Below are 12876 nucleotides of genomic sequence, written 5' to 3'. Positions count from 1 at the left end.
GAATCAACACCCTTCGCGTCAAACCGATATTTTTCCACCGTACTGGCACTTCTAGGCCGCCGCCTACATACACTGTACAACAGTCTTGTTCTGGGGAGCAGGGACCCCGGTATCACATGGTGGAGGTGGCCGATGACATGCCAGGTTTATTTGCAGCGGTGGCTTTGTTTATCAAACAACTGTCGTTACTTGTCTCCTATGTAAAAAACAATGCGTTCCCGCAGCCGCTGCAGGAAGAAGAGGAAGCCAAGCATTTGCAATTGTTTGCCCAAGGCAATCAGCGCTCACGCAATCTGCTGATCGAACACAACCTCCGCCTGGTGGCGCATATCGTCAAGAAATTCGACAACACCGGCGAGGATCTGGAGGATCTGATTTCGATCGGCACGATCGGGTTGATCAAGGCGATCGAGAGCTTTCAGACGGGCAAGGGCACAAAGCTGGCGACGTTCGCCGCGCGGTGTATTGAGAACGAAATCCTGATGCACTTGCGTTCCCTTAAAAAGACACGCAAGGACGTCTCGCTGCATGATCCCATCGGCACAGACAAGGAAGGCAACGAGATAACCTTGATCGATATTCTCGGCACTGAGTCGGATGAAGTGGCAGATAAGGTGCAGCTCAAAATCGAGAAAAGCAAAATATACAAAAACCTGGATATCCTCGATGACCGGGAAAAGGAAGTCGTCATCGGGCGGTTTGGTCTGGTGCATGGTGGCGACGAGCGGACGCAACGGGAGATTGCCAAGGAGCTGGGCATCTCGCGCAGCTACGTGTCGCGGATTGAGAAGCGGGCGCTGATGAAGCTATATCATGAGTTTTATAAGGTCAAACGATAAATATCACACATTATGAACGATATATTGTACTTATTTCTTGCAGAGCGATGACAGGTGGAATATCCTGGGCGTCGCTCTTTTTTGTCCCGCTCGAAGCACCAAAAAAATCAACCTTTCGAAAAAGAAATTACATCGTGATTTTCAAAAGGCCCAGTTATAATTAGGGCACATTAGAGGGCTGGGAGGGATGCAATGGTCGAATGGTTGCAGAAATGCGGAAGGGTCGCCAAAGCGGCAAGTCGGGCGGGAGTGCGGGAGCAGAGAGTTTTCCGGACGTCCGGACAGGTGGAGTAAGCCGTTTGCGCGTGGGTAGAAGGGATCGACATCTTCATTTATTAAAGCGCTACCAATTACAACAAATCAAAAAAATGTGACAAACATTCCAATGAAGTCAATTGTTGTGGAAGCTGTAACAGAACAGAATGGAGGCTGCAATCGATGCGCAATAAGGCAGTCGGAGTCGTCTTAATCCTTACTCTCTTCATGAGCCTGCTCCCCGGCTTGGCCGCACAAGCCGCCGAAAGCACTGCCCCGAACCCGATCATCTGGGCGGATGTGCCGGACGTCTCGGTCATCCGTGTGGGCGACAGCTACTATATGACCAGCACGACGATGCATATGAATCCAGGCGTCCCCGTGATGAAGTCCAAGGACCTCGTCAATTGGGAGATCGTCAACTATCTGTACGATATCCTCGCAGCGGGCGACAAGCAGACGCTCTCTAACGGGCAAAACTTGTATGGCCAAGGCTCGTGGGCGAGCAGCATCAGACACCATAACGGCAAGTTCTACGTAGCGTTTGCTTCCAATGATGTGGGCAAAACCTTCATCTTCCAAACGACCGATATCGAGAAGGGACCTTGGGAGAAATATGAGCTGGCAGGCGGCGTCTATCATGACATGTCGTTGCTGTTCGACGACGACGGTCGGGTCTACATGGTCTACGGCAACGGCACGATCCGCATCGTCGAGCTTACGGCGGACGCAACAGCGATCAAAACCGGCGGGATGAACAAAGTTATCATCCAAAATGCGAGCGCTCCCGGCGGCAGCGGCGGGCTGGGCGCGGAAGGGTCGCATGTCTACAAGATTAACGGCAAGTACTATATCTTCCATATCTCGTGGCCATCAGGCGGCATTCGTACGCAACTGATTCACCGCGCAGATGCGATTGACGGCCAGTATGAGGGCCGAATCGCGCTGCGCTCCGGCAGCAGCACGAGCGGTGCGGGCGTGGCGCAGGGCGGCATCGTCGATACCCCGGATGGCAAATGGTACGGCATGCTGTTCCAGGACTTCGGCTCGGTCGGCCGTATCCCATACATCATCCCGATGACATGGAGCGAGGACGGCTGGCCGGTCTTCGGCGACGTAAACGATACCGGCATTGCTGCCAACCTCTCGAAGTCGTGGGTTTCCTCCGACGAGTTCGATAAGCAGGCGGCGCCCGTCGCTGCTTATCATACTGTGGTAGCCAGCGGGGAGAACGATCATAACGGCTCCAATCTCGGTCTGGTGTGGCAATGGAATCATAATCCGGACAACCGATATTGGTCGCTCACCGAGCGCCCGGGTCACTTAAGACTGACGACCGGCCGTACGAGCACAAGCATCCATAATGCGAGAAACACCTTGACGCAGCGCACGTTCGGGCCGGAGAGCACGGGGACGGTCAAGATCGATGTCAGCAACATGAAAGACGGAGATTATGCGGGCATCACCGCGTTCCAGGCAAACTACGGCTTTGTCGGCGTCAAGATGACCGGATCGACCAAATCGATTGTGATGGTAAATGGCAATTCGAGCTCGGCGACGGAGGTTGCTGCGGTTCCTCTCAATCAGGATACAGTCTACCTGAGAACCGAGCTGGACTTCAAAAACCGAACAGACAAAGGTTACTTTTACTATAGCTTGGACGGCGCGCGTTGGGCTTCGATCGGCAACACGCTGCAAATGTCCTATACGTTGCCGCATTTTATGGGGTATCGTTTCGGCTTGTTCAACTTTGCGACCAAGTCGGCCGGCGGTTACGTCGATTTCGATTATTTCCGGATCGGTGAGCAGTTGGAAGGCTCGAACTTCAACACGAATCTGAAAACGCTGCAAGTGAACGGAGCGCCGCTCGCTGGCTTCAGCGAGGGCAGATACGAGTATGCGGTTGATGTCCCTGCTGACTCAGCGCCGCCGCGAGTGAGCGCGACGGCCAACGATCCTAGCGCTACGGTATCGATTACACAAGCGTCGACGATTCCGGGGGCAGCAACAGTGGCCGTCAGCAGCGAAGGCTTGCAGACGACGATCTATACGATTCGTTTTGATTCGCCATCGTTCATCGCTATCGAAGCGGAGACAGCGGCGGAGAACACGGAGCACGCTTACGTATCGGGTATCATCCAAGGCCATACGTGGTCGCTAGTCGATGGCCAGATGACCAAGGCGATGCTGTTCGGCCCGGACACGGGATTCGCCATGACCGGTACGGATGCAGCTACGCTCGCTACTGGAGCGAAATTGGGCTACCGCATCAACGTTCCGGTATCCGGTAATTACAACCTATGGATTCTTGCCAAGAGCGTGGACTTCAACTCGGACTCCGTCCATGTCGGCCTGAATAATCAGTATCGCTTTACGGTCAACGGCATTCAGGGCGTGAGCAACAGCCAGTTTCGCTGGGTCAACCTCAGCAACGGCGGTACCACCGTACCCGGGGGGAGCGCGCTGGCGCTGACGGCGGGAACCCACGAACTGAACTTCTGGGGCAGGGAAGATGGACTGATCATCGACCGGATCTATCTGACGACAAGCGGCTCCACGACCGATCCGGTATGGCCGCCAGCCGAGCCGCAAGCGCCGACGACTGTGCTGACGGCAGACAACAGCGTGAAGCCGGGCAGCACGTTTCAGGTGGGCGTGGGCTTGCAACATGTACCGCAGGAAGTGTACGCGCAGGATGTGACGCTGAGCTATAGCAGCGACGTGTTCGAGTATGTGAGCGCTGCAGGCGCGACGGACAATGTCCGCGTCGTTGGGGAAGACAAAGAAACGGCTGGCCAGGTGCGGCTAATCACGGCGAGCATCGGCGGAGCATCGGTCGAGCAAGCGCTGCTGAACGTGACGTTCCGCGTGAAGGCTGGCGTGTCGAACACAAGCGGCGCGATCGCAGTCACCCATGCCGAGCTGGGAACGGCGCCTGAAGGCACAACCGTTCTGGCGATCGGCAGCAGCAAGACGATCGCAGTCGGCAGTCCGGACGTCGTCATCGACAAGACGGCGCTCACGGAAGCGATCGCTAGCGCGCAAGCACTGGCTGACGGCGCGGTCATCGGCACGCAACCAGGACAATACCCGCAAGCGGCAGTGGATGCGCTGACGGAAGCGATCGCAGCGGCAACAGCCGTCAAGGAGAATGCGGGTGCGACGCAGCCACAGGTGAACGAAGCCGTCGATGCGCTGCATACAGCGGTCGAGACATTCAAGGCAGCGGTCGTGAAGCAAGCATCGGCCGATCTGAACAACGACGGCAAGGTCAACGTCGGCGATCTGGCGATGGTCGCGTACCACTACGGCAAGGATGCGAACAGCGCCGATTGGGCTGCGGCCAAGGCAGCCGACATGAACTTCGATGGCAAGATCGATATCGAGGATCTGGTATACGTGGCTTCCAGGCTGGGCCGTTAACCGCCCGAGACGAACCTGATACACGGTATAGCAAGCCTTGCTCCGGCTGAGCAGCCGGAGCAAGGCGAGCCGGCAGACATCCTGAGAGGAGGTGTTGGCTGGCAAGAAAAAACTGCGGCATGCTCTAAGGAATCATTCATGAAAGGTGGAAACGAATCTCATGAGAAGATGGATGAAACGGCTAGCAATAGTAATGGTGGCGGCACTCGCCTTGCTGGCGATACCTGTCGCGCCGCAGGCACAGGCGGCGGAAGCGCCGCTAGCGCCGGCTATAGGGAAGACGCCGGGCAACGGCAATCCGCTGTTCTCGCACAAGTTCGGAGCAGACCCCTATGCGCTGGAGTATGATGGACGCATCTATATCTATATGACCAACGACATTCTGGAGTATAATGCGGACGGCACAGTCCGCGACAACACATACGGCCGAATCAACAAGATTACGGTCGTCTCCTCGGACGATCTGGTGAACTGGACCGATCATGGCGAGATTCCTGTCGCCGGAGCGCAGGGAGCGGCCAAATGGGCCAGCAATTCCTGGGCGCCGGCGGCGGCGCACAAGAAAATTAACGGCCAGGACAAATTTTTCCTCTACTTCGCGGACAGCGCCAACGGCATCGGCGTCCTGACCGCTGACAGTCCAATCGGACCGTTCGTTGATCCGCTGGGCAAAGCGCTCATCAGCCGCAGCGGCACGCCAGGCGTCGCTGACGTCACGTGGCTGTTCGACCCTGCCGTACTGGTGGATGACGATGGCAGCGCCTATATCTACTTCGGCGGCGGCGTGCCTGCGGGCAAGGAATCCGACCCGGGTACGGCTCGCGTAGCTAAACTGGGCGACGATATGATCAGCCTTGATCTGGCGGCCAGTGGCGGCGTGGCGAAGCCGATCAACCCGCCGTGGCTGTTCGAGGATTCGGGCATCAACAAATACAACGGCAAATACTATTATTCCTATTGCACAAACTTCTCCAGCGGCAACCGTCCAGACCATCCGGCGGGAACGATCGCTTATATGGTCAGCGACAACCCGCTTGGTCCGTTCACTTACGTGAAGACGATTCTGCCTAACCCGTCGGTGTTTTTCGGCGTCGGCGGCAACAACCATCATGCTATCTTCGACTTCAAGGGCGAGTCGTATATCGTCTACCATGCCCAGACGCTCGCCAAAGCGATGGCGGAGAGCGACACGATGCCGGAGATGGGCGGGCAAGCCCACGGCTACCGCAATGCGCACATCAACAAATTAACATTTGACGCAAACGGCGTCATTCAGGACATCACCGGCGATTACAAGGGCCCGACACAACTCAATAACTTTAATCCCTACGCGCGCGTAGAAGCGGAAGCGTTTGCCTGGAACGGCGGCATCTCCACCGAAGCGACGACAGAGCCGGGTGCCCTGGTCAGCGGACTCAATCTGGCCGTCAGCAAAATCCAGGACGGCGACTGGACGGCATTATCCAAGGTTGATTTTGGCCAGCAAGGCGCAGGTACGTTCACCGCCAATGTGGCAAGCGACGGAAACGGCGGGACGATCGAGCTGCGACTGGATAGCGCGACCGGTCCGCTGATCGGCACGCTGTCTGTCTCCCATACCGGGGGAGTCAACAACTGGCAGAGGAAGACGACCGCGATCACCGGCGCCACAGGCGTCCATGACCTCTATATGGTATACCGCGGCGCAACTGGCGGCGATCTGTTCAAGGTCGACTACTGGCAGTTCGAAGAGCGCAGCGAGACGCGCGAGCTGGCGGCGATCAACGCGTCGATCGACAAGCATAAGCTCGACATCGTCAGCGGAACGAACAAGGCAGCGCTGCAGGTGAAAGCGATCTACACCGACGGCACGAGCGAAGTAGTGACGAGCGCTGTCGTGGCAACGCCAGGTCAGAGCGGCATCGTCAGCGTCGAGGGAGGCGTCGTCACCGGCGTCGGGTACGGCTCGACGAGCGTCAACATCAGCTATGGCGGCAAGAGCGACACGATCCATCTGCTCGTCAAGGATCTGAACAGCGAGCTGACGGTGAAGCAGATCACGGTCGACAACGCAGCGGTCGCGCTCGAAGCGGGGCGCTCTGCGACGTTTAAGGTAACGGCTGAATATATGGACGGCAGGCTGGCGGATGTTACCCGCCTTGCTACCTACAGCAATCCGAGCCCTGGCGTCGCCGAGGTGTCGAACGGGACGATCACGGCCAAAGGAAGCGGCTCGACCGAAGTGACAGTCAGCTATCGGGGCGAGTTGGGCGAAGCGGCTACGGCGACGATTCGCGTCACCGTCGACAAGCCGGCTTTCGTAGCGATCGAAGCGGAGACGGCGGCAGACAATACGGAGAATGCCTATGTGACGGGCGTGATTGATGGGCATAGCTGGACGCTTGTGGACGGACAGTCTACGAAAGCGATGATGTTCGGGCCGGATACCGGCTTTAACATGACCGGCACGGATGCGGCAACGCTCGCAACGGGCTCCAGACTGAGCTACAAGATCAATTTTGAGACGGCAGGCACCTATCAGTTATGGATACTGGCCAAGAGCGTCGATTACAACTCCGACTCTGTCCACGTCGGTCTGAACAATGAGTATCGCTTCACGGTCAACGGTATTCAAGGCGTGAGCAACAGTCAGTTCAACTGGGCCAATCTGAGCAATGGCGGCACGGTCGTCACAGGAGGCACGACGCTGAACATTGCCGCAGGCGTGCATGAACTGAACTTCTGGGGAAGGGAAGACGGGCTCATCATCGACCGCATCTACCTGACGACGAGCACCTCGACTGCCAACCCGATCTGGCCGCCAGCCGAGCCGCAAGCGCCAACGACGGTGTTGACGGCGGACGGCAGCGTGAAGCCGGGCAGCACGTTCCAGGTGGGAGTAGGCTTGCAGCATGTACCGCAAGAAGTCTATGCGCAGGATGTGACGCTGAGCTATAACAGCGACGTGTTCGAATACGTAAGCGCCGCAGGCGCGGCGGACAATGTCCGCCTCGTGGCGGAGAACAATGAAACAACCGGCGAAGTGCGGCTAATCACGGCGAGCATCGGCGGAGCATCGGTCGAGCAAGCGCTGCTGAACGTGACGTTCCGCGTGAAGGCGGGCGTATCGAACACGAGCGGCGCGATCGCAGTCACCCATGCCGAGCTGGGAACGGCGCCTGAAGGCACAACCGTTCAGGCGAGCGGCAGCAGCAAGACGATCGCCGTCGGCAGCCCGGATATCGTCGTCGACAAGACGGCCTTGACGGAAACGATCGCGAGCGCACAAGGACTGGCAGACGCAGCAGTCGTGGGCACGAAGCCAGGACAATACCCGCAAGCGGCAGTGGATGCGCTGACGCAAGCGATCGCAGCGGCCACAGCGGTCAAAGACAACGCGGGCGCGACACAGACGCAAGTGAACGGAGCGGTCGATGCGCTGAAGGAAGCGATCGAGGTATTCAAGGCAGCGGTCGTGAAGCAAGCATCGGAGGATCTGAACGGCGATGGCAAAATCAGCGTCGGCGATCTGGCGATGGTCGCATACCACTACGGCAAGGATACGGCTAGCGCCGATTGGGATACGGCCAAGGTAGCAGATCTGAATGGCGACGGCAAGGTCGATATCGAAGATTTGTCGCGTGTGGCAGCCAAGATTTTCATACAATAACCAAACACCCCCTGGTTCCCGTATTGGAACCAGGGGGTGTTTTTTAGGATGGCCGCGCTGCGCGGGCTTAATGGCTTGCCTGTCCCCGGAGCTTCGCGACATCGGGGAAAGTATCGACCGTATCTCGCGTCAGCACTCGGGAGCCGGTATCGATGTGATCGGGCACCGCGTTGTTCTGCGAGGCGCTCATGAGGCTGGCGATGATCTCGACCGCCCAATCCTGCTCATTCTGCGAGATGACTGACGTGATCTGGCCGTTATGGATCGCTTCCTTAATATCGCTCTGCATGCCGAAGGCGATGATGTCCCGACTCAGTCCTTTGGCCTTCCAGACAAGGATGGACGAGGAGGCGGACCATAGATCGAGCGATACGAAGGCGTCAAAATGCGGGTGCGCGTCGATCATCACCTCCATGTCGACCAATGCCTGGTCCTCGCTGCCGCTGTTGTGGCGGATATCCAGGATCTGAATGTCCGTACGGGTCTGGATATGCTCCAGCATGCCCGCTAGCCGGAGCTTATGAGCCGGCAGATGCGGGAACCCGCTCTCGACGAGCACCATTCCTTTGCCCTTAAGCAACTGGTCGAGAACCTCGCCTACGAGCTTGCCGCCCTCGTAGTGGTTAGCGCCGATATAGGAGAGACGCTTGCTGCCCGGGGCGTCCATCTCGAAGCAGACGACGGGGATACCGGCCTCGACCGCCCGGTCGATAACGGGCGTAAGCGCGTCTCCATCGACCGGACTGATCGCGATGCCATCGACGCGCTGCTTGATCATCTGCTCGAGGATGCGGATCTGCTGCTCCAGATTGACTTCGTCGGGCGCTTTGACGATCAGGTCGATGCCGAGAGGGACGGCGGCTTTCTCAGCCATCTGGGTAATCATCTCGTAGAACGGATGAGCCATCGGGTACAGTATCCCCAGCGTCAGATGAGCCGGTTGCTTATCCTTTGATTCCGTATAGGAGATGGCAGGATATCCTTCCTCCGGTGGGGTGGGAAGGCATCCTGCGGCGCAGACCAGCATCAGCAGCGCGAGTATGGCGGGCAGCCGTTTAGCCGTGCTTGAAGACCGCTCCATACTCCTCTCCTTTCGCGTGAAGCGACAGTCCGCCGTTTTTGCGGAATTGCTTGGTCGTCATGCCTGTGAAGCGTTTGAACAGGTTCGAGAAGTAGTGGGCATCGTTGTACCCGACCTGGAAGGCGACTTCATAGGACTTGGCGGGCGTCGTCAGCAGCAGATCCATTGCCTTCTGAATCCGCGTGCGAGTCAGGTATTCGATAAAGGTCTGACCGGTTTCCTGACTGAACACCTTGCTCAGATGGCTTGGGCTGAGTCGTACATCGTCAGAGGCGCTTTGTAGGGACATATGCTCTTTATCGTAATTTTCCTCGATGTAGCGCTTCACCTTGACGATCAATTCGGCGTATTTATCCGTCCCTTCAGCCCGCCAGCTCCAATACTGCTCGGCCATGCGCACCAGGTAGTCGGCTGCGTCCTGCGTTGTGCGGACCTCTCGCAGCTCGCTCTGAAAGCGGGCCAACGCCTCCTGATCCGAGATGCGGAACGTTTGCTTCGACACTTGCAACACCTCGATCGTCAGATCATTGAGCAGGTAGTAGCCCAGCGGGGAAGTCTCCCAATCCTGTCGGTCCATGGCGGCTACGAAAGAATCGACGAAAGCGACGGCTTCGGCAGGCGTGCCCAGCTTCAGGAAATCCAGAAACTTGGATCGATCGAGCAGAGCGGCAGGCTCGAGCGGTATTTGCGCGGAGAGCGTCATCTCACGTCGGTTCTGCTTGGACAACCGTTGCCAATGCATATCCTCCTCGGCATCGAGGTAGGAGAGGTGGATGCCTTGCAGTCGGTCATGGACGCTGCCGATCCCGATCGCCAAGCTCCCGGCGGCGCCGGACTGCTCCCGCAGCTGGCGGAAGGGGAGCAGCCTTTCCTCCAACTCCTCGCATGACTCGCCCTTGACGATCCAGACCGTCTCTGTGCGACTTCGCTTGTAAGCGAGCAGACCGTCCTGCGCGTCATGCGGCAGAGAGGGAGACATCTTGCCGACCTGGCTCGGCAAGCCTCCGCCTGCAGAGGCGCCCGCCGCTTCGCTGGCATCGTCCCGCGCATCCGAGATGACGACCGCGTAATAAGGGGCGATCAGCGCCAGCGAGATCTCCGAGCTCCAGTGGATCGCTTCGGACGTCGTCAGGAATCCGCAACACAGGTCGCCGAGCAGCTTATCCTGGGTCATGTTTTTTTTCTCCGTCTCATCGAGCAGCTGTTTGCGGGCGCGTTCCTGCTCGAGCCGCTCCTCGTCGATGGTCCGGCTGACGCCGTGCAGCAGGCTGAGCAGACTGGCCGCGCTGATCGGCTTCAGGCAGTACTCCTCGACGCCGAGGCGGAGAGCCGATCTGGCGTATTCGAACTCGCCGTGCCCGGAGAGGATGACGATCTTCACGCGGGGCATCCGCTTGCGGACGATGCCGCTCAGCTCGAGTCCGTCCATGAAGGGCATCATGATGTCGGTGATCAGGATATCGGGCTCCGTCTGCTCCATCAGCTGCAAGGCGATCTCGCCGTCCGGCGCGTCGCCGATAAACCGGAAGCCTTCCTGCTCCCACGGGATGCACTCCTTGATCGTATCGCGGACGAGGATCTCGTCATCGACGAGCATCACACTTTTCATAAGGCTTGCTCCTCTCTGAGCGGTATTCGGATGATGACCTTTGTGCCGACACCGGCATCGCTTTCGACCGTGACGCCGCATCGCTCCCCATAATACAGACGGATCCGGCGTTCTACGTTATGCAGACCGAACCCGCCCGATACCTCCTTGCCTGTCTCCTCGGGAGGCTGCTGGCGCTTCAGATTGCGTCGCAGCGTCTCCAGCATCTCCCTCGACATCCCGGCTCCGTTGTCCTCTACGATGAGCAGCAGTTCATTCTCGGGCGTCTTGCAGCCGACGATGCGGACGAGTCCTTTGCCGCGCTTGTTTTTGATGCCGTGATAGATCGCATTCTCGACGATCGGCTGGAGCGTCATCTTGAGGATATCGTAGCGCCGCAGCGAGGGGTCCACCTCGATCTCGTAGTCGAGGATATCGCGATAGCGCATCTGCTGGATGACCAGATAGCTATGGACATGCTCGAGCTCTTTTTCTACGCTGATCCAGTCGCGGCCCTTGCTGAGCGAGATGCGGAACAGCTTCGACAGCGATTCGACGAGCAGGATCACCTGTCTGTTGCGGCCAGCCTCGGCCATCCAGACGATCGAATCCAGCGTATTGTACAGGAAATGCGGATTGATTTGCGCCTGCAGCGTTCGCAGCTCCGCCTTTTTCATCTCTTCATGCTCCTTGATGCTTTGATCGAGCAGGCCTTTGATTTTTTCCAGCATGACGTTGAAGTTGCTGCTCAGGTTAGCAATCTCGTCCTTGCCCGTCACGACCACCTTGGCCTCCAGATAGTCTGAGGCGGCGAGCTGCATCTTGTTTTTGAGCAACTGCACGGGCTTGATCAGTCGGGAGGAGATAAAAAAGTGCAGCGTAATCGTAAAGACAATGCACAAAATGACGCTGACAATAATCATTTGCCGGATCGCGTTCGCTTCCTTCACAATCTCCTGCAGCGGCACATAGCCAACGATGTTCCAGCCTGTCCTTGGCGATTCGACGGCGAAGATGAACTTGGGCTTGCCACGAGACGAGTCGATCATGTGGCGATCCTTGTGGGCGATGACGCTGCGGGCGTCAGGCAGCAGTCCGCTCGGTCCAGAGGTCGGCGAGAAGATCGGCGAGCCATCGGCATCGGCGACATAGAAGAGGCCGGTCTCGCCGATCGCCCGGCCGTTGATCGCCCGGCCGACGGCTGCATCGTCAATGTCGATAACGATGAAGCCGATCACCTCGTGCGTGATGCGTTGCTTGACTGCGGTCATGATCGTGATGACGCTCGCATGGTCATATTGAGATCCGTCCAGCCGATCAAGCGGCGAGGATTGGGACGGCGGGATATTGAGGATATCATCGGGCCGCTGGGTCAGATAAGCAAAGCGCGGGTTGCGCAGCGGGTTGCGATCGAGCTGGAAGACACCGCGCCTGTCGCTGATGCCTCTGCCGTACAGATTGATGATGGAGATATTGAGAACGCTTTCGTCGCTGTACGTATCCGAGTAGGAATCCATCATCTTCAGGATGTCCTTGGCATCGGCATACGTATCGCTCTGCGAGAACAGGAAATGCAGGACGCGAGGATCGTTGCCCAGCTCCAGCAGCTTGCCTGTATCCTCGAAGAGCAGGTCGATGTCGCGCGCCAATTGCTCGCCTACAATAAGCGAAGCGGCTTTGCTGTTGCGGAACACGGTGTCGAACGACTTCTGATAGGAGACGAGCCCGACGACGATAAGCGGTACGCAGGTGAGGACGATAAACATCGTGAGCAGCTTGGCCCGCAAGCTCGAGGCAATCCAGTCGATAAGCTTCATAGGCGAATGACCTTTCTCTCGCTTTGGATGATACAAAAAGGATCTAAAAAAATATACAATATGTATCACAACTATATCAAAAATGGACTCGAAAGGATACGGGCAATCGGACATTCCAAAAATAACACAAGGAATGCGCAAAAAAGCAAACCAATCGGCAGCAAGGCTTGCAAGAGCGAAAAAATTTATAAGGAATGCGTATGAAACTCCGTATAAGGAGCCGC

Annotated in this window: 6 protein-coding genes; 3 read left to right on the top strand and 3 right to left on the bottom strand. The window is 57.6% G+C overall.

Annotated elements, in window-relative coordinates:
- Nucleotides 1–137: 137 nt before the first annotated feature.
- The 3 genes from sigK (at nt 138) to PA598K_RS24785 (ending at nt 8166) form a co-directional block, all read left to right on the top strand.
- Nucleotides 138–839, top strand: a complete 702-nt coding sequence (gene sigK / locus PA598K_RS24795) for an RNA polymerase sporulation sigma factor SigK (protein WP_128659542.1) — start codon at nt 138–140, stop codon at nt 837–839.
- A 438-nt stretch (nt 840–1277) separates the two neighbouring features.
- Nucleotides 1278–4517 carry a beta-xylosidase family glycoside hydrolase gene (locus tag PA598K_RS38890; RefSeq protein ID WP_128659541.1) on the top strand — a complete coding sequence of 1080 codons (3240 nt, stop codon included), beginning with the start codon at nt 1278–1280 and terminating at the stop codon, nt 4515–4517.
- Between the two features lie 172 nt (nt 4518–4689).
- Entirely contained in the window at nt 4690–8166 is a 3477-nt protein-coding gene (locus PA598K_RS24785) for a carbohydrate-binding protein (RefSeq protein WP_260405593.1), read from the top strand.
- 67 nt (nt 8167–8233) lie between these two features.
- On the opposite strand, the gene PA598K_RS24780 is transcribed toward PA598K_RS24785, so the two are convergent.
- From PA598K_RS24780 to PA598K_RS24770, 3 genes are read right to left on the bottom strand one after another with little or no spacing between them, the layout of a single operon-like run.
- Entirely contained in the window at nt 8234–9247 is a 1014-nt protein-coding gene (locus PA598K_RS24780) for a sugar ABC transporter substrate-binding protein (RefSeq protein WP_128659539.1), read from the bottom strand.
- A complete protein-coding gene (locus PA598K_RS24775) occupies nt 9222–10856 on the bottom strand; it encodes a response regulator (protein ID WP_185602207.1) in 1635 nt (544 codons plus the stop codon). The genes PA598K_RS24780 and PA598K_RS24775 overlap by 26 nt, the downstream gene beginning before the upstream one ends.
- Nucleotides 10853–12652, bottom strand: coding sequence for a sensor histidine kinase (locus tag PA598K_RS24770; protein WP_128659537.1), 1800 nt, complete (start codon nt 12650–12652; stop codon nt 10853–10855). The genes PA598K_RS24775 and PA598K_RS24770 overlap by 4 nt, the downstream gene beginning before the upstream one ends.
- Nucleotides 12653–12876 lie beyond the last annotated feature (224 nt).

The sequence above is a fragment of the Paenibacillus sp. 598K genome (assembly GCF_003851045.1).
Taxonomy (GTDB): Bacteria; Bacillota; Bacilli; order Paenibacillales; family Paenibacillaceae; genus Paenibacillus_D.
Note: the sequence above shows the minus strand (reverse complement) of the source record. Positions and strands in the feature narration are given on the sequence as shown.

What these genes read in the sequence shown, in the direction of transcription:
- PA598K_RS24775 (WP_185602207.1), bottom strand. Translation starts at nt 10,856, where the DNA reads ATGAAAAGTGTGATGCTCGTCGATGACGAGATCCTCGTCCGCGATACG.
- sigK (WP_128659542.1), top strand. Translation starts at nt 138, where the DNA reads ATGCCAGGTTTATTTGCAGCGGTGGCTTTGTTTATCAAACAACTGTCG.
- PA598K_RS38890 (WP_128659541.1), top strand. Translation starts at nt 1,278, where the DNA reads ATGCGCAATAAGGCAGTCGGAGTCGTCTTAATCCTTACTCTCTTCATG.
- PA598K_RS24780 (WP_128659539.1), bottom strand. Translation starts at nt 9,247, where the DNA reads ATGGAGCGGTCTTCAAGCACGGCTAAACGGCTGCCCGCCATACTCGCG.
- PA598K_RS24785 (WP_260405593.1), top strand. Translation starts at nt 4,690, where the DNA reads ATGAAACGGCTAGCAATAGTAATGGTGGCGGCACTCGCCTTGCTGGCG.
- PA598K_RS24770 (WP_128659537.1), bottom strand. Translation starts at nt 12,652, where the DNA reads ATGAAGCTTATCGACTGGATTGCCTCGAGCTTGCGGGCCAAGCTGCTC.